The following is a 17,089-nucleotide window of genomic DNA, read 5'->3' on the forward strand; positions in this document are numbered from 1 at the left end:
TTCTTGTGCTGGTTATATTGGGTTATATCGTCATCATAGGCTCCATACTAGGCGGTTATCTTATCGTAGGTGGGGAGTTGGGTGCACTTTATCAGCCATCAGAGTTGTTGATTATCGCCGGTTCGGCTATAGGTGCATTCACTGTCGGCAATAACGGTAAAGCAATTAAAGCAACTGCTCGCAGTTTACCGCTGTTGTTTCTTGGTACTAAGTATACCAAAGCGATATACATGGACCTCATGGCCGTGCTCTTTCGCCTAATGGCAAAATCCCGTCAGCAGGGCATGCTTTCTTTAGAGTTTGATATTGATAATCCGCAAGATAGTGAGATTTTTTCTAGTTACCCCCGTATTCTGGCAGACGCTTATATTGTTGAATTTGTTACTGATTATCTACGATTGATGGTTAGTGGCAATATGAATGCGTTTGAAATTGAAACACTGATGGATGAAGAGATAGAAACGGTCGAGCACGAAATCGAGGTCCCTGCCAACAGCTTGAATTTAATCGGTGATGCTTTGCCGGCATTTGGTATTGTTGCCGCAGTTATGGGGGTTGTACATTCTCTTGCTTATGTAGACCGTCCAGCCGCTGAATTAGGCATGATGATCGCACATGCCATGGTCGGGACCTTTTTAGGGATTTTGCTGGCATATGGTTTTGTATCCCCGTTGGCCTCTTTACTGCGCCAGAAGAATGCCGAAAAGATAAAAGTATTACAGTGTATCAAAGTGACCCTGCTATCGAATCTTAATGGTTATGCTCCACAGATAGCCGTTGAATTTGGACGTAAAACATTGTATTCCACCGTTCGGCCTTCTTTCACCGAAATGGAAGAGCATATTCGTAGCGTGAAAGCTCCGGCTCAGCAGGCAGCGGAAAATGACGCATGAAACACCAGCATCCCATTATTCGCAAAAAGCGTAAATCTGGACACGCAGTTCATCACGGCGGTTCATGGAAGATAGCCTATGCTGACTTCATGACTGCCATGATGGCACTATTTTTAGTCATGTGGCTCATCTCCATCTCTTCTCCATCTCAATTGGCTCAAATCGCAGAATATTTTCGTACCCCTTTAAAAGTGGCTATCACCAGCGGTCCTAAAATGAGCGACTCGACGAGTCCTATTCCTGGTGGTGGTGACGATCCGACCCAGCAAGAAGGGGAAATGAGAAAGCAGATAGATACTATGGATGGGAAGCTAGAGGAGATAAGGCTGAATAAGCTGCGTGAGCGTCTGGATCAATTGATTGATACTGATCCGCGACTGAAAGCATTACGTCCACATTTGCTGATCGAAATGGTTGATCAGGGATTGCGTATTCAGATTATTGATAGTCAAAATCGCCCTATGTTTAAAACAGGCAGTGCTCAAGTAGAGCCTTACATGAGTGATATTCTGCGGGCGATAGCACCAATTCTGAATGATATTCCTAATAAAATCAGTCTCTCCGGACATACTGATGATACGCAATATGTAACGGGTGAGCGCGGTTATAGCAACTGGGAATTATCAGCCGATCGTGCAAATGCATCTCGTCGAGAGTTGATAGCAGGTGGGCTTTCTGAAGGGAAAGTTTTGCGCGTTGTCGGCATGGCGGCCACGATGAATTTGAAGCAAGCGCAGAATGGCAATGATGCTATTAATCGTCGCATTAGTTTATTAGTGCTGAACAAGCAGGCTCAGGAAAAGATTGAGCATGAGAATTCCGAAGACAACGCAGTCAGCATAGATAAAATAGAAAATTTACAAAGTATGGGGTTGGATAATGCTAAACCTGTGACCCAACCTGCCGAGAATAGTAATAGTGGTGCAGTTTTGCCTAGGCCCATAGCCAATGATATGCCTGCATCTGGTACGACTGAAGTATCTGGGAAAAATAAAGCACCGGCAACGGGCCGTCAGCAGCCGACTACAAAACTACCTGCTGCACCCGATAGCCAGGCGACACCTTCATCAATAGGCCGCGATTCACAGCAGAGGTGACCCACGTGAGCATGGATATGAGCGCTTTTTATCAAACATTTTTTGATGAAGCAGACGAATTGTTGGCGGACATGGAACAACATTTATTGTTGATTGATCCGTTAGCACCTGATACCGAGCAGATGAACGCAATATTCCGTGCTGCTCACTCAATCAAAGGTGGCGCAGGAACTTTTGGTTTTACGGCATTACAGGAAACCACTCATCTGTTGGAAAACCTGTTGGATGGTGCCAGACGCGGTGAAATGCAATTGAGCACCGATATCATCAACCTGTTTTTGGAAACCAAAGATATTATGCAGGATCAGTTGGATGCTTATAAAACTGCGCAGGAACCCAATGTTGAAAGCTTGGAATACATTTGTCAGGCCCTGCGTCAACTCGCTCTGGAATCTAAAGAGCAAAGTGAATCTGTTTCTGCTACTTCACCTGAAACAGGTTCAATAGTTTCTACTGCTTCAGCGTCGGCCCCTGATGGCGGACAAAATGAATTACATATTGTACTGACCGATCTTAAAGCGCAGGAAATCCCCCAACTGCTTGAAGAATTGAGTAATCTTGGCACCGTAAAAGATTCTCACCAAACAGATAGCAGTATTGAAGTTACATTATCCACATCCACTGATAAAGATGACATTAGCGCAGTGCTTTGTTTTGTTCTTGAACCAGAGCAAATCAACTTTAAACCCGTGGGCGAGGCTGCGGCGGCGGCACCTGTAGTTCAGTCGCCGGTTGATAACCCAACGGTACCAGCAGAGAGCGCCCCGATAACACCAAGTAAACCCGCTACTGCAGTACCTGCAACTGCAACAGTTGCGGCAAAAGTTAATGAAGCAGCCAAGGGCCGGATGAAAGCGGGTGACACCAGTATTCGTGTCGCTGTCGAAAAAGTTGATCAACTGATTAACCTGGTTGGTGAACTGGTGATTACACAATCAATGTTGGCTCAACGTTCAACAGAACTGGATCCTGTTGCTCATGGTGATTTGCTTAACAGCATGGGACAGTTGGAAAGGAATGCACGTGATTTGCAAGAGTCAGTGATGTCCATCCGGATGATGCCGATGGAATATGTGTTTAGCCGATTCCCTCGTCTGGTTCGTGATTTGGCTGCGAAGTTGGGGAAAGAAGTGGAATTGACGTTGTCCGGGAGTTCAACTGAGCTCGATAAAAGCTTGATTGAACGCATTATTGATCCGTTGACGCATCTTGTTCGTAATAGCTTGGACCATGGCATTGAATCACCAGAAAGCCGTATTGCTGCGGGTAAACCGGCTGTAGGGAACCTAACGCTGTCTGCGGAGCATCAGGGCGGAAGCATCTGTATTGAGGTTGTTGATGATGGTGCCGGGTTAAACCGAGAGAAAATATTGGCTAAGGCGCTTTCTCAGAAAATGGCGGTTAGCGAAAGCATGACTGATGAGGAAGTCGGTATGCTGATCTTCGCACCTGGATTTTCAACAGCAGAAAAGGTTACGGATGTTTCTGGCCGTGGTGTCGGGATGGATGTTGTGAAACGTAACATCCAGGAAATGGGGGGACATGTTGAAATCCATTTTCAGAAAGGAAAGGGTACTACGATACGTATCTTGCTACCACTTACATTGGCCATTTTGGATGGTATGTCGGTTAAGGTTAGCGGTGAGGTTTTCATTCTGCCACTCAATGCAGTAATGGAGTCTCTACAACCCCAGTCTGAAGATTTATATCCTTTGGCGGGGGGAGAAAGAGTGCTGCAGGTTCGTGGTGAATACCTGCCATTAATTGAGCTTTACCAAGTCTTTGATGTTGCCGAGGCTAAAACGGATGCAACACAAGGGATCGTTGTAATCCTGCAAAGTGCTGGCCGTCGTTATGCTTTGTTGGTCGACCAATTAATCGGACAGCATCAAGTTGTCGTGAAAAACCTGGAAAGTAATTATCGCAAGGTGCCAGGAGTTTCAGCCGCTACTATTTTAGGTGATGGTAGTGTCGCGCTAATTGTTGATGTTTCAGCGTTACAGGCGCTTTATCGGGAAAAGCGTGTGGTTGAAACCGCTGCTTAACAACAAAATAACGGTTATTGATTAAAGGTGATAAACATGACTGGACTTGCAAACGTCACAAAACTAACGGGTGAAACGGTGGGACAGGAGTTCTTGATCTTTACGCTTGGTGACGAAGAGTACGGCGTTGATATTTTGAAAGTGCAGGAAATTCGTGGTTATGACCAAGTAACCCGTATTGCCAACACTCCGGCCTTTATTAAAGGTGTAACGAATCTCCGTGGTGTTATTGTCCCAATTGTTGACTTACGTATTAAATTTGCGCAACAAGAAGTGGATTATGACGATAACACCGTTGTTATTGTCCTGAATTTGGGTCAGCGTGTTGTAGGGATTGTTGTTGATGGTGTTTCTGACGTGTTGTCATTAACAGCTGATCAGATTCGTCCTGCACCGGAGTTTGCAGTAACCCTGTCGACTGAATATTTGACCGGATTGGGATCTCTGGGCGAAAGGATGCTGATACTGGTTGATATTGAAAAACTGCTTAGCAGTGAAGAAATGGCGTTGGTAGATAGTGTTATGAAAGTTTGATTAACCACTATTGATTTGGACCACCTATTGCGTGGTCCAAACTATTCTTACTACACTTTTCCATAAATTGGAAGTCAATAAATATATCTTAATGAATGCCGTTAATATCGGTAATAGGTGTATAGAAAAGGCTCAATATGTTTACTCGTATAAAAGTAGTTACTAGTCTTATTATTGTACTAGGGTTATTTTGTATATTACAGATTATATCAGGTAGTTTATTTTTTAATTCATTAAAAGCAGATCGGGAAATATTTAGTAGCACGCGAATTATTAATCAGCAAAAATCAGAACTAGATGCAACATGGTCTTATTTGTTACAAACACGTAATACGCTGAATCGCGCAGGTACCCGATTTGCAATGGAGTCATCCGGTAACGTTACTGGCGGCGCGACTACCAAAGATTTGATTGAACTGGCAAAAAAACAATTAATGACAGCTAATGCTCATTATGCTAACTATGAAAATATTCCTTATTTAGACAAAGAAGACAGCCAGGTTGCCAAATCTATCAAGAGTAATTACGATGAATTAAATGCTGCTTTAACAGAGTTAATCCAGTTTATTTCCACTGCTCGATTAAAAGAGTTTTTTGAACAGCCAACACAAGGCTATCAAGACCGTTTTGAAAAAGCTTATTATTCTTATAAAGAGTCCTACGATAAAATCAACAGTATTGCCATAGCAGAAAATAATGCAGCTTATTCTTCTGCACTTTGGATTCTGGGAACGATTATTACTATTGTGATTATTGCTGTAGTCGTTGTCTGGTTGGGTATCAATAGAACCTTGATCCGTCCATTATATAACCTCGTTGAACATATTCGTCACATGGCCAAAGGTGATCTAACTCAGCGGATTGATTTTAACGGCACTAATGAAATGGGTATGCTGGCAGATAGCTTGCGGCATATGCAAAATGAATTTATCACGACAGTAAGCGCTGTCCGCCAAGGGAGTGAAGCAATTTATACTGGTGCCACCGAAATCAGTGCCGGTAATAATGATTTGTCTTCCCGGACAGAGCAGCAGGCAGCCTCGCTTGAGGAAACTGCGGCCAGTATGGAACAGTTGACTGCGACAGTTAAACAGAATGCTGAAAATGCACGCCAGGCTAGTCAGCTTGCTTTAAGTGCATCGGAAACTGCACAGAAAGGCGGTAAGGTCGTCGATAATGTTGTGACGACAATGCATAACATTGCTGGAAGTTCCCAAAAGATTGCCGATATAACGAGTGTAATTGATGGCATCGCTTTCCAGACAAATATTCTGGCCCTCAATGCGGCAGTAGAAGCAGCCCGAGCTGGCGAGCAAGGACGTGGATTTGCTGTCGTGGCCGGAGAAGTGCGTAATTTGGCGCAACGTAGTGCTCAGGCAGCAAAAGAGATTAAGACTTTGATTGACGACTCAGTTAATCGGGTTGATGAAGGATCTGTTCTGGTGGAAAGTGCCGGTGAAACAATGGCCGAGATTGTGGGCGCGGTGACTCGGGTAACTGACATCATGGGAGAAATTGCTTCCGCATCTGATGAGCAAAGCAAAGGTATTGAGCAGGTGGGTCAGGCAGTAACGGAAATGGATCAGGTAACTCAGCAAAACTCAGCGTTGGTTGAGGAGTCTGCGTCGGCTGCCGTTGCTCTAGAAGAGCAGGTTCGTGCCTTGAATCAGGCTGTGGCAGTTTTTCAGTTACCTAGAGAAAATGACAATTTTCGATCAACAGGCCAAGCAACTGTACCAGAAACGGCCACACTGCTGACGACATCCGTAGAAACCGGTAAAAAAGCCAAAGCAAGCCAGACGACTGATAACTGGGAAACATTCTAAAATAATTGGTAGACATAAGCTGGTGTAAAGCTGGCTTATGTCTGATGTGAAGTGGCTATGTGTTTAGCTGATTATTTATTCCAACAAGCCATTTTTGTTGTGAGTAATCCTGGAGACCTGGCTATTGCGATCATCGTTATATTTTATCTTTTTACCACAATAATTACTCCAATTTAGCTAAAGAAAGCGTTATTACAGCCGATGGAGATAGTACGTGGATATTTTAACCTGATTGTGGTGGTCGTTTATCTGGGTAGATTGCGGCTTTTCCCACAATAAAATTCGTATGAGGTTTGATGTAGATTGAGTCGAGACGACCGGCAGTATGGTGAATGGCGTTAGAGAGATCTCATTAATGGATTACTTCGTTTTTTCGATGTACAGCGTCGGTATTGAGTGGGTAATAGGTGCTCCCGAAAGGATGGATGTCTGACAAATGAAAGTACAAACCTGCAGTTGATGTGAGGAACGTCCTGATTGGACAACAATAAAATAACCTATCCATTTTCGGGCGGTTAGATATGAAAAATATACCATCGCCAAATCGTACTGGTTCTGCGTCCATTTTGACGCAGATGGTTGAACGGTTACCTCTGTCTGATGCGCATTTTCGGCGTATCAGTCAGCTTATTTATCAGCGAGCTGGTATTGTGCTGGCCGATCACAAACGGGAAATGGTTTATAACCGTCTCGTTCGTCGCTTGCGACTGTTGGGAATAACTGATTTTGGTCAGTATCTGGCGTTATTAGAGTCAGATCTCAACAGTGCGGAATGGCAGGCATTTATCAACGCATTGACGACTAATCTGACGGCTTTTTTCCGTGAAGCACATCATTTTCCTATTCTGGCAGAACACGCTCGAAAACGACCTAATGGATATACTGTCTGGAGTACGGCAGCATCGACAGGGGAGGAACCCTATTCATTGGCCATGACATTATCTGAAGTGTTAGGCGAACGAGTTAGTGGTTGCCAGGTCTGCGCCAGCGATATAGACACCCAGGTCCTGGAAAAGGCCGCCGCTGGCATATATAGGCAGGAAGAGCTGCGTTCGCTTTCTCCTCAGCAGTTACAACGTTTTTTTTTACGAGGTACCGGTCCGCATAGTGGGCTAGTGCGCGTCCGTCCGGAATTAGCTTCCATGGTGCATTTTCAGCAACTTAACTTGTTGGCGCCAGATTGGCCTGTCCCAGCACCATTTGATGCCATATTTTGCCGCAATATTATGATTTACTTTGATAAAGAGACGCAGGAACGCATCTTGCGTCGTTTTGTTCCACTGCTTAAACCGGGCGGGCTGTTATTTGCCGGACATTCAGAAAATTTCAGTCAAATCAGCCGAGAATTCTACCTGCGTGGGCAGACTGTCTATGGGCTGGCTAAGGAAAGATAATGAACAAAATAAAAGTATTATGTGTTGATGATTCTGCACTGATGCGTCAGATCATGACTGAAATTATTAATAGCCATCCTGATATGGAAGTCGTTGCTACCGCGCCAGACCCATTGGTTGCACGTGATTTGATTAAAAAATTCAATCCCCAAGTATTAACGCTTGATGTTGAAATGCCGCGTATGGATGGTTTGGATTTTTTGGAAAAACTGATGCGTCTTCGTCCAATGCCCGTAGTCATGGTGTCATCATTGACGGGGAAAGGTTCTGAAATTACGTTACGTGCATTGGAACTAGGGGCAATAGATTTTGTTACTAAACCGCAGTTGGGTATTCGTGAAGGTATGCTGGCTTATAGCGAGCTGATTGCGGAAAAAATTCGCATGGCAGCCAAAGCCAGGTTACCTCAGCGTAATGCTAATAATATACCAACAGTAATGATCCCCAGCATGCCATTGCTCAGCAGTGAAAAATTGATCGCAATCGGGGCTTCTACAGGAGGAACAGAAGCAATTCGTCATGTATTGCAGCCGTTACCTCCAACTAGCCCAGCTTTGTTGATCACGCAGCATATGCCACCGGGGTTTACCAAGTCTTTCGCCGAACGTCTGAATAAATTGTGCCAGATAACGGTTAAGGAAGCTGAAGATGGTGAACGTGTTCTGCCTGGTCATGCTTATATTGCACCAGGTGCCAGACATCTTGAGTTAGCGCGAAGTGGCGCGAATTATCAGGTGAAATTGCATGATGGCCCACCAGTCAATCGGCATCGCCCATCAGTTGATGTATTATTTCGTTCTGTAGCACAGTATGCAGGAAGAAATGCAGTGGGCGTTATCCTGACTGGCATGGGAAATGATGGTGCGGCTGGTTTACTAGAGCTTCACCAGGCAGGAGCCTATACCTTGGCTCAAAATGAGGCAAGTTGTGTGGTATTTGGTATGCCTCGCGAGGCTATTGCTCTCGGTGGTGTTGATGAAGTGGTGGATTTGCACCAGGTGAGCCAGCGAATGCTGGCACAAATTTCCGCCGGACAGGCGTTACGTATATAGCAGCTCCGGGTGAGCAATAAAATTAGGAGTAGGTATGGCTGATAAAGAACTCAGATTTTTAGTAGTCGATGATTTTTCAACAATGCGGCGTATTGTTCGAAATCTACTAAAAGAGCTGGGCTTCAATAATGTGGAAGAAGCAGAAGACGGCTCTGACGCACTTAATAAGTTGCGTTCTGGTGGTTTTGACTTTGTCATTTCTGACTGGAATATGCCCAACATCGATGGGTTAGAACTGCTAAAAACCATTCGTGCTGATGCTGCCCTTTCCAAACTACCAGTATTGATGGTAACCGCTGAGGCCAAGAAAGAAAACATCATTGCTGCGGCACAGGCCGGTGCTAGCGGTTATGTAGTTAAACCATTTACTGCTGCTACGTTGGAAGAAAAGCTGAGTAAAATTTTCGAAAAACTGGGTATGTAAGGAGATGCTATGAAGTCACATCCGATGCCCATTAACGATAACGCATCAGCCACAGAGATCATTTCTCGTATTGGGCAGTTAACGCGTATGTTACGTGATAGCCTGAAAGAACTCGGGCTGGATCACGCGATTGCAGAAGCTGCGGAAGCTATTCCAGATGCTAGAGATCGTCTTGATTATGTCGTACAAATGACGGCACAAGCAGCCGAACGCGCTTTAAACTGTGTTGAAGCAGCACAACCACGTCAGAATCAGTTGGAAGCTGATGCCAAGTCTTTAAAAGTTCGTTGGGATCAATGGTTTGAAAACCCGATAGAGCTGGCAGATGCACGTGAATTGGTTACCGATACGCGTAATTATCTGCAGGATGTACCAGAGCATACGTCGTTTACTAATGCGCAATTGTTGGAAATCATGATGGCTCAGGATTTCCAGGATCTGACGGGTCAGGTTATCAAGCGTATGATGGACGTTGTTCAGGAGATTGAAAAACAGTTATTGATGGTATTGTTGGAAAATATCCCGGAAAAACAGAGTCCAGCCAGACGTGAGAGTGACGGTTTGCTTAATGGACCTCAAGTCGATAAGAGTGCTGCAGGAATCGTATCGAATCAAGACCAGGTCGATGATCTGTTAGATAGCTTGGGATTCTGATTAACGTCCTGCGAACGCTGCTGTATTCAACAAGTAGCACGCAGTTTATGATTGCATATGTGTGGTTTTTTGCGATCGGGAGCATTCCCGGTCGTAAATTCCCATACTTATTTTCTTATGCTTTAAATAGCCATGTCTTTTCTCCTTTTTTCCACCCATAAAGTTTGAACATATTTGTCATGCTAAGCAGAAGATATTTCATGATTGCCAAGTGATATAGGTACGCTGTAGTGGCTGATGATAGTGATCTAGAAAAAACAGAAGATCCTACCCCCCAACGAGAAGAAAAAGCGCGAGAAGATGGCCAAATACCTCGTTCCCGGGAACTAACCTCTATTTTTATGCTTATCGCTGGACTGTCCATTTTATGGATAGGGGGGACCGCGATGGCGCATAAGCTCGCTGTCATGTTGACTCAAGGGTTATTTTTTGATCATGACATCATCAGCGATGACAAGCAGATGATACGACATGCCGGAGTCATGCTTAAATTAGCAGCATCTGCATTGATTCCTATCCTGCTTGGAAGCGTGATAGTAGCTTTGGCTGCCCCCATGCTGTTGGGAGGAATATTATTTAGTGCAAAAGCAATTAAATTTGATTTAAAAAAGCTCGATCCTATTGCGGGAATAAAGCGTGTGATTTCGACGCAGGCATTGGCCGAGCTTTTCAAAGCTATTCTTAAAGCCGTGATGGTAGGATCCATAACCTACTGGTTTTTATTGTATAACTGGCCAAAGATGTTGCACTTGGTTTCAGAGTCGCCTGTTACCGCATTGAGTGATGCATTAAATCTGGCAGTTAAATGTGGTTTTTTGGTCATCATGGGACTGATTCCTATGGCGGCGTTTGATATTTTCTGGCAAATCTGGAGTCATATTAAAAAGTTACGTATGACAAAACAGGAAATTCGTGACGAATATAAGGAAAGCGAGGGTGATCCTCATATCAAGGGCAAGATTCGTCAGCAGCAACGTGCCATGTCTCAACGGCGTATGATGTCAGATGTCCCTTATGCTGATGTGATCGTTACCAACCCAACACACTATGCCGTAGCTTTGCAATATGATGAGAAAAAAATGAACGCGCCTAAAGTCCTTGCCAAAGGTGCAGGGCAGGTAGCGTTACGGATTCGTGAGTTGGGGAGCGAACATCGGATTCCTGTTTTGGAAGCTCCCCCATTAGCGCGTGCGCTTTATCGACATTCTGAAGTCGGACAACATATTCCCGCTGTACTTTATGCCGCAGTGGCTGAGGTTCTTGCCTGGGTTTACCAACTGAAGCGGTGGAAACGTGAAGGCGGTTTAATACCGCAGAAACCTAAACATTTGCCGGTGCCAGAAGCGCTGGATTTTGCTAAAGAGAATATGACTGATGGCTAATCTGGCCGCTTTACTCCGTTTACCCAGTAATTTAAAAGATACTCATTGGCAAATACTGGCAGGGCCGATATTGATCCTGCTTATTTTGTCGATGATGATATTGCCATTACCACCATTTGTATTGGACCTGTTATTTACGTTCAATATCGCACTGTCCATCATGGTTCTGCTGGTAGCGATGTTCACCCATCGTACTCTTGATTTTGCTGCATTCCCTACTATTTTGCTTTTTTCAACCTTATTACGGTTATCACTGAATGTTGCTTCAACCCGTATCATTCTGATGGAAGGGCATACCGGGGCTGCAGCAGCTGGCCGTGTCGTTGAAGCCTTTGGACATTTTCTGGTTGGTGGTAATTTCGCTATAGGGATCGTTGTATTCATTATTCTGGTGTTAATCAACTTTATGGTTATCACTAAAGGCGCCGGTCGTATTGCAGAGGTCGGCGCACGTTTTGTGCTGGATGGAATGCCTGGTAAGCAGATGGCCATCGATGCTGATTTGAATGCGGGGCTGATTGGTGAAGACGAAGCTAAAAAGCGACGTTCTGAAGTCACTCAGGAAGCTGATTTTTATGGTTCGATGGACGGTGCCAGTAAGTTTGTTCGTGGTGACGCAGTTGCGGGATTAATGATTATGGCCATCAATATTGTTGGTGGCTTATTGGTCGGGGTTCTTCAGCATGGTATGTCGTTAGGGCAATCAGCCGAAAGTTATACCTTACTTACCATTGGTGATGGGCTAGTCGCTCAGATACCTGCACTTGTGATATCTACTGCGGCAGGTGTCATTGTGACACGTGTCAGCACCGATCAGGATGTTGGCCAGCAAATGGTCACACAGCTTTTTAATAACCCGCGAGTAATGGTATTAAGTGCTGGAGTGCTTGGCCTGGTCGGGTTGGTACCTGGCATGCCAAACCTGGTTTTCCTTCTGTTTACTGCGGGGCTGCTTGGTCTTGCCTGGTGGATGAGAAAAGATGCGGTAAAAATGCCTTCTCTGGCGGCAGAACCTTCTGTGGCACATGATTCTCCACAGATCGTTGAGGCTAGCTGGTCTGATGTGCAACTGGAGGATCCATTAGGTATGGAAGTAGGATACCGGCTTATTCCAATGGTGGATTTTCAGCAGAATGGGGAGTTATTGGGTCGAATTCGCAGTATCAGGAAAAAATTTGCCCAGGAAATGGGTTACCTGCCACCCGTCGTACATATCAGGGACAATTTAGATCTACAGCCGGCCAGCTATCGTATTCTGATGAAAGGCGTCGAAATCGGGAGTGGTGAAGCGCATCCAGGGCGTTGGATGGCGATTAACCCTGGAAATGCGGTAGGTGATCTCCCTGGGGAAGTAACGAAAGATCCTGCTTTCAATTTACCCGCGGTATGGATAGAAAGTGCACTTAAAGAACAGGCACAAACCCAAGGTTACACAGTGGTTGAAGCGAGCACGGTAGTTGCGACACACCTTAACCATTTACTTGGTATGCACGCCAGCGAACTGTTTGGCCGCCAAGAGGCACAGCAGTTGATGGAGCGAGTTTCTCAGGAAATGCCTAAGCTAACAGAAGACTTTATCCCGGGTGTTACTACTCTAACTACGTTACATAAAGTCCTGCAAAATCTGTTGAGTGAAGGGGTTTCAATTCGTGATATGCGTACCATCATTGAAACGCTGTCTGAGCATGCCCCGGTGCAGACCGATCCTTACGAATTAACGACCGTCGTTCGTATTGCATTGGGTAGCTCAATTACCCAACAATGGTTCCCCGGTAACGCTGAACTTCAGGTGATTGGTCTTGATGGTTCTCTGGAGCGTTTATTGTTGCAGGCGTTACAAGGTGGAGGCGGTCTGGAACCAGGCCTGGCTGATCGCTTACTGGAGCAGGCCAAACAAGCGCTCCAGCGCCAGGAGATGCTAGCAGCTCCACCCGTCTTACTTGTAAATCACGCTCTGCGTGCATTGTTAGCGCGATTTTTGCATAGAAGTTTGCCGCAACTGGCTGTTTTATCGAATCTTGAGATTAGTGATAACCGGCAAATTCGTATGACCTCTATTATTGGTGAGGTGTGATGATCAGAGCGCTGACGGCTTCTCTTCTCTGTGGGGGATTGATATTTCCTTTTTTCGTTAGGGCTTCGGCGGGAGGATGGAATGCAAGTCATCTCGGTGTGACACTGGAGTATCGGGGCGTTATGGCGGCTTCTCCGGCATTTTTACCCCCCAAAGGACTAAACGTTAGCAGTGCTGATACGGTAACTGTTGTTTACTGGCGTTATTTTTTAACATCACCGCCGCCACCTGATTTGGTTGTGAAGTTGTGTTCTGTGAACCGGTGCGCGAATTTAGACGGTGCGAGTGGACAAACGAGAGCATTGGGGGGAATTGCTGCTAACAGTGAATTCCGATTTATTTATTATATTCCTGGAGGTGGGAGATTGCGTACAGCAGTAAAAGTAAGAAGTAATGAAATTTCAATAAATTATAAATAGATTATAAGAGATGACAGAGACTGTTATTGGACAAAGTGCTACGTCTACTTCATATACTTATTTTTCGTCCGGAGATAGATTTGTTTTTAGAGTAACCGTCTGGTCCGTAAAGGGACTGAGTATGGCGAGGTTTTAGAACATCCAAGGCTTCATTGGTGTAAGCAATGTGTTGTTTCAATAGCAAGCCATTATGTTGATTTTTATTGTGTAAACTCTGAGTCATATTCTGAATATTGTCCCAAAGTTGATTTAATTCTCCATCTAAGTCATAAGGAGCCTGTAGGCGTATACGATTCTCTTCCTTGTGGCGGCCTTCTTCAAGATATTGCATGGTAGCTAATAGTGAGCTTTTTTTTTCTGTTATCTGCTGAAGTGCTGAACCGTTGATTCGACCTGCGCAGAGCAGCTTTTGCTCTTCATCCAAAATGGTTCCCAGATCGAGCAGGTTATTATACAGTTGCTCTAGCAATGTCTGTAGTTTTTCCATAACAGTCAGTTACCTGAAATCATGTCTTGAGCATCTTTAATTAATGCATCGGCAATTTTGCCAACATCCATTTTTAACGAACCATCTTGAATGGCTTGTTTTAGTGTTTCAACACGTTTCATATCAATATCTTGCGAAGAAGGTTGCATCAGTTTTGACTGTGCATCGCTAAGTTTGACCTGAGTACCTGCGACTTCAGTCTGAGTTCCGGCTGTCTTGTGTTTAGATTTGACAGCATCACCAGGATCTCGAGACTGAACCTGGTTGACAGGTTTCAATGGCTGGGTACGTTCGATGCTCATAATAGTCCACTCTTAATCTGAAAAATAAATGATTAACAATCAAAAGGATATTGTTTCATATGGGAATATCCGGCTGAAATGCAAAGTCATCAACTGTGATGCATATAGCATCGACCACAGTAGGGAAAACTTTAATAATTTATTCTGAGATCAGAATAATCCCATCTTCATTAACCACCCCTGAAACGATTTGCCCTGAAGGGGTTCTGACCCTGGCTGACTGACCGATTGCCGCATTGTTCATCGCTTTGCCTTCGTTACGGATAGTGAAACCTATGCCTTGGACGAGAATTTGTACATTCTGTCCGGCACGAATAACCCATGGCTTACGTATCATCGCAGAAGTAACAGCTTGCCCTGGCGCGATGTTTCGTAATGTTATGGCGCCTTGAGCGTCATTCAGTAACAGTATAGCGTGTGTCGGTAACTGGTCGAGTCTTCCTTGTGTAATACGAAGATCATTGTTGCTGAGTGTTGTGCCTCGGGGGATCATCCGGGATGTGACAACGTAATTTCCAGTCACCTGAACGTCGACCTGAATGAATCTCCGTTGCTGATTGCAGCGAATGGAGACGGAGACATTCCCCCAGACCTTGGCATTACTGGACAAAGATAATTGCGGATTATCGCACTGCAACCATTGAGACTGTGGCGATTTTATCACCACATTTATATGGTTAGGTGAGTTTTGAAAATTAGAAGCAAAGAAATTGTTTAATTGAGTCTGAAGATCGGCTGCAACGGCTGCCGTGGGCATGACCACTATGCTTGCCAATAATAAACCAAGACAACTACGAATACCCATCAACGTTCCCCAGACTACATCATGCTAGCTCATCAGTATAACGGTGGACGTACAAGGTTAAAGCAATAAATAGCGCTGCATTTTATGTCTATTCTTCCGATGACCTTGTCACGATAAGAATTATCCTATCTCCTCCAAATTCTAACTTGCGGAGGGAGCATGCTCGGTAAATTGGACACGTTTCTACAATTTCAGCAAGAGGCGTTGAATCTCCGAGCCCAACGGCAGGAAATTCTGGCTGCCAATATTGCGAACGCAGACACGCCAGGCTACCAGGCTCGTGATATTGATTTTGCCAGTCAGCTCAATAAAGTGCTTGAGCAAGGGCGAGCAAGTGGCACGAGTATCGCGTTGAGCTTAACGTCTGCACGGCATATCCCGGCGCAAAGCGTGCAGCCACCAGAACTCGACTTGCTCTATCGTGTCCCGGATCAACCTGCGTTAGACGGCAATACCGTGGATATGGACCGTGAGCGTACTAATTTTGCTGATAACAGCCTTAAATATCAAACTAGCCTGACTCTGATCAGTGGGCAGATAAAAGGCATGATGTCGGTATTGCAGTCAAGTTAATGATAACAGCATTGTTACAAGGTAGGTTTCATGTCTCTACTGAACATATTTAATATATCAGGTTCTGCGCTGTCAGCTCAGTCCCAGCGTATGAACGTTAGTGCCAGTAACCTGGCAAACGCTGACAGTGTTACTGGACCTGATGGTCAACCTTATCGTGCCAAGCAGGTTGTGTTTGAAGTCGATGCGGCACCGGGGCAGTCAACGGGAGGTGTGCGCGTCGCCAAGATTGTTGACGATCCCTCGCCTGAGAAACTCATCTTCCAACCGGGTAACCCTTTGGCAGATGATAAGGGATACGTTCGCATGCCAAACGTGGATCCCGTCAGTGAAATGGTTAACACCATTTCTGCGTCTCGTAGCTATCAGGCTAACGTGGAAGTATTGAATACCACGAAGTCCATGATGCTGAAGACATTAACGATTGGTCAGTAATCTGGAGGACTCATGGCTACTAGCGTAACGGATACTACTTCCGCAGGTAATGTTCAAAGTACGACTCCAACGTCTTCTATCAGCGGAAGCAGTAGTGCCGATCTACAGAACAGCTTCCTGACGTTATTAGTTGCTCAGTTGAAAAATCAGGACCCAACTAATCCAATGGATAACAACCAGTTGGTCAGTCAGTTGGCACAGCTCAATACCGTCAGCGGGATTGAAAAGTTGAATACCACGCTGGGGTCTATTTCAGGACAAATTAACAGTAATCAGTCAGTACAGGCCACAACGTTGATTGGTCATGGTGTCATGATCCCCGGGAAAAGTATTCTGGTTGGTCAAGGCACTTCTACGCCATTTGGGGTGGAATTGGAAAGTGCGGCAGAAAATGTGACCGTTACCATTACTGATGGTAGTGGAAAGGTAGTACGCAGCATGGAATTGGGGCAACTGACTGCCGGCGTTCATTCCTATTCCTGGGATGGTAAGAACGATGATGGGACTACTGCCGCAGACGGTTCCTATGCAATTGCGGTATCTGCTACCAGTGGTGGTGTGCAGCAAGTGGTACAACCGCTGCAATATGGCCTGGTTAATGGCGTGGTCAATACAACGGATGGTGCGGTGCTTGATTTGGGGCTGCGCGGTCAGTCTACGCTGGATGATGTACGCCAGATCTTATAGCAGTAA

General features: G+C 45.2%; 18 protein-coding genes. 15 read left to right on the plus strand and 3 right to left on the minus strand.

What is annotated here, in order from left to right:
• Positions 1-5 precede the first annotated feature (5 nt).
• From motA to CWC46_RS11410, 12 genes are all read left to right on the plus strand, one after another.
• Positions 6-893 (plus strand): flagellar motor stator protein MotA, encoded by an 888-nt coding sequence (gene motA, locus CWC46_RS11355; protein ID WP_021016463.1) that lies wholly within the window; start codon positions 6-8, stop codon positions 891-893.
• On the plus strand, positions 890-1,990 hold the full coding sequence (gene motB / locus CWC46_RS11360; RefSeq protein WP_021016462.1) for a flagellar motor protein MotB: 1,101 nt from the start codon (positions 890-892) through the stop codon (positions 1,988-1,990). The genes motA and motB overlap by 4 nt, the downstream gene beginning before the upstream one ends.
• Before the next feature lie 11 nt (positions 1,991-2,001).
• A complete protein-coding gene (cheA, locus tag CWC46_RS11365) occupies positions 2,002-4,035 on the plus strand; it encodes a chemotaxis protein CheA (protein WP_037381852.1) in 2,034 nt (677 codons plus the stop codon).
• A gap of 36 nt (positions 4,036-4,071) precedes the next feature.
• Positions 4,072-4,569, plus strand: coding sequence for a chemotaxis protein CheW (gene cheW, locus CWC46_RS11370; protein WP_021016460.1), 498 nt, complete (start codon positions 4,072-4,074; stop codon positions 4,567-4,569).
• Between the two features lie 137 nt (positions 4,570-4,706).
• The gene (locus tag CWC46_RS11375; protein ID WP_021016459.1) at positions 4,707-6,395 is read left to right on the plus strand and encodes a methyl-accepting chemotaxis protein; all 1,689 of its coding nucleotides are present in this window, start codon (positions 4,707-4,709) and stop codon (positions 6,393-6,395) included.
• A 521-nt stretch (positions 6,396-6,916) separates the two neighbouring features.
• The gene (gene cheR, locus CWC46_RS11380) at positions 6,917-7,789 is read left to right on the plus strand and encodes a protein-glutamate O-methyltransferase CheR (RefSeq protein WP_021016458.1); all 873 of its coding nucleotides are present in this window, start codon (positions 6,917-6,919) and stop codon (positions 7,787-7,789) included.
• Positions 7,789-8,841 (plus strand): protein-glutamate methylesterase/protein-glutamine glutaminase, encoded by a 1,053-nt coding sequence (locus CWC46_RS11385; RefSeq protein ID WP_021016457.1) that lies wholly within the window; start codon positions 7,789-7,791, stop codon positions 8,839-8,841. Before cheR ends, CWC46_RS11385 begins: the two co-directional genes overlap by 1 nt.
• A 34-nt stretch (positions 8,842-8,875) precedes the next feature.
• Complete coding sequence (gene cheY, locus CWC46_RS11390) at positions 8,876-9,265, plus strand: chemotaxis response regulator CheY (RefSeq protein ID WP_021016456.1); 390 nt, start codon at positions 8,876-8,878, stop codon at positions 9,263-9,265.
• Between the two features lie 9 nt (positions 9,266-9,274).
• Positions 9,275-9,919, plus strand: coding sequence for a protein phosphatase CheZ (cheZ, locus tag CWC46_RS11395; RefSeq protein ID WP_021016455.1), 645 nt, complete (start codon positions 9,275-9,277; stop codon positions 9,917-9,919).
• A gap of 230 nt (positions 9,920-10,149) precedes the next feature.
• Complete coding sequence (gene flhB, locus CWC46_RS11400; RefSeq protein ID WP_021016454.1) at positions 10,150-11,301, plus strand: flagellar biosynthesis protein FlhB; 1,152 nt, start codon at positions 10,150-10,152, stop codon at positions 11,299-11,301.
• On the plus strand, positions 11,294-13,375 hold the full coding sequence (flhA, locus tag CWC46_RS11405; RefSeq protein ID WP_021016453.1) for a flagellar biosynthesis protein FlhA: 2,082 nt from the start codon (positions 11,294-11,296) through the stop codon (positions 13,373-13,375). Before flhB ends, flhA begins: the two co-directional genes overlap by 8 nt.
• Positions 13,375-13,794 (plus strand): flagellar protein FlhE, encoded by a 420-nt coding sequence (locus tag CWC46_RS11410; protein ID WP_021016452.1) that lies wholly within the window; start codon positions 13,375-13,377, stop codon positions 13,792-13,794. The genes flhA and CWC46_RS11410 overlap by 1 nt, the downstream gene beginning before the upstream one ends.
• 49 nt (positions 13,795-13,843) lie before the next feature.
• Here CWC46_RS11410 and CWC46_RS11415 read toward each other — a convergent pair whose 3' ends face one another.
• From CWC46_RS11415 to flgA, 3 genes are all read right to left on the minus strand, one after another.
• Positions 13,844-14,281: a flagella synthesis protein FlgN gene (locus CWC46_RS11415; protein WP_021016451.1), complete on the minus strand. Its 438-nt coding sequence runs from the start codon at positions 14,279-14,281 to the stop codon at positions 13,844-13,846.
• 5 nt (positions 14,282-14,286) lie between these two features.
• Entirely contained in the window at positions 14,287-14,583 is a 297-nt protein-coding gene (gene flgM, locus CWC46_RS11420; protein WP_021016450.1) for a flagellar biosynthesis anti-sigma factor FlgM, read from the minus strand.
• 139 nt (positions 14,584-14,722) lie between these two features.
• The gene (gene flgA / locus CWC46_RS11425) at positions 14,723-15,340 is read right to left on the minus strand and encodes a flagellar basal body P-ring formation chaperone FlgA (RefSeq protein ID WP_237160230.1); all 618 of its coding nucleotides are present in this window, start codon (positions 15,338-15,340) and stop codon (positions 14,723-14,725) included.
• Between the two features lie 207 nt (positions 15,341-15,547).
• Here flgA and flgB point away from each other — a divergent pair, with 207 nt between their 5' ends.
• Genes flgB through flgD form a run of 3 tightly spaced genes read left to right on the plus strand, consistent with a single transcriptional unit; the run spans position 15,548 to position 17,083 of the window.
• Positions 15,548-15,961 (plus strand): flagellar basal body rod protein FlgB, encoded by a 414-nt coding sequence (gene flgB, locus CWC46_RS11430; protein ID WP_021016448.1) that lies wholly within the window; start codon positions 15,548-15,550, stop codon positions 15,959-15,961.
• A gap of 30 nt (positions 15,962-15,991) precedes the next feature.
• Positions 15,992-16,396 carry a flagellar basal body rod protein FlgC gene (gene flgC / locus CWC46_RS11435; RefSeq protein WP_021016447.1) on the plus strand — a complete coding sequence of 135 codons (405 nt, stop codon included), beginning with the start codon at positions 15,992-15,994 and terminating at the stop codon, positions 16,394-16,396.
• Between the two features lie 12 nt (positions 16,397-16,408).
• Entirely contained in the window at positions 16,409-17,083 is a 675-nt protein-coding gene (gene flgD / locus CWC46_RS11440; protein ID WP_021016446.1) for a flagellar hook assembly protein FlgD, read from the plus strand.
• Positions 17,084-17,089: the final 6 nt, after the last annotated feature.

This window comes from Prodigiosinella confusarubida (assembly GCF_002847015.1).
Taxonomy (GTDB): domain Bacteria; phylum Pseudomonadota; class Gammaproteobacteria; order Enterobacterales; family Enterobacteriaceae; genus Prodigiosinella; species Prodigiosinella aquatilis.

What these genes read in the sequence shown, in the direction of transcription:
- motB (WP_021016462.1), top strand. Translation starts at nt 890, where the DNA reads ATGAAACACCAGCATCCCATTATTCGCAAAAAGCGTAAATCTGGACAC.
- flgD (WP_021016446.1), top strand. Translation starts at nt 16,409, where the DNA reads ATGGCTACTAGCGTAACGGATACTACTTCCGCAGGTAATGTTCAAAGT.
- cheY (WP_021016456.1), top strand. Translation starts at nt 8,876, where the DNA reads ATGGCTGATAAAGAACTCAGATTTTTAGTAGTCGATGATTTTTCAACA.
- flgB (WP_021016448.1), top strand. Translation starts at nt 15,548, where the DNA reads ATGCTCGGTAAATTGGACACGTTTCTACAATTTCAGCAAGAGGCGTTG.
- flhA (WP_021016453.1), top strand. Translation starts at nt 11,294, where the DNA reads ATGGCTAATCTGGCCGCTTTACTCCGTTTACCCAGTAATTTAAAAGAT.
- flgA (WP_237160230.1), bottom strand. Translation starts at nt 15,340, where the DNA reads ATGCCCACGGCAGCCGTTGCAGCCGATCTTCAGACTCAATTAAACAAT.
- CWC46_RS11375 (WP_021016459.1), top strand. Translation starts at nt 4,707, where the DNA reads ATGTTTACTCGTATAAAAGTAGTTACTAGTCTTATTATTGTACTAGGG.
- flgM (WP_021016450.1), bottom strand. Translation starts at nt 14,583, where the DNA reads ATGAGCATCGAACGTACCCAGCCATTGAAACCTGTCAACCAGGTTCAG.
- cheZ (WP_021016455.1), top strand. Translation starts at nt 9,275, where the DNA reads ATGAAGTCACATCCGATGCCCATTAACGATAACGCATCAGCCACAGAG.
- CWC46_RS11415 (WP_021016451.1), bottom strand. Translation starts at nt 14,281, where the DNA reads ATGGAAAAACTACAGACATTGCTAGAGCAACTGTATAATAACCTGCTC.
- cheR (WP_021016458.1), top strand. Translation starts at nt 6,917, where the DNA reads ATGAAAAATATACCATCGCCAAATCGTACTGGTTCTGCGTCCATTTTG.
- cheW (WP_021016460.1), top strand. Translation starts at nt 4,072, where the DNA reads ATGACTGGACTTGCAAACGTCACAAAACTAACGGGTGAAACGGTGGGA.
- CWC46_RS11385 (WP_021016457.1), top strand. Translation starts at nt 7,789, where the DNA reads ATGAACAAAATAAAAGTATTATGTGTTGATGATTCTGCACTGATGCGT.
- cheA (WP_037381852.1), top strand. Translation starts at nt 2,002, where the DNA reads ATGGATATGAGCGCTTTTTATCAAACATTTTTTGATGAAGCAGACGAA.
- CWC46_RS11410 (WP_021016452.1), top strand. Translation starts at nt 13,375, where the DNA reads ATGATCAGAGCGCTGACGGCTTCTCTTCTCTGTGGGGGATTGATATTT.
- flgC (WP_021016447.1), top strand. Translation starts at nt 15,992, where the DNA reads ATGTCTCTACTGAACATATTTAATATATCAGGTTCTGCGCTGTCAGCT.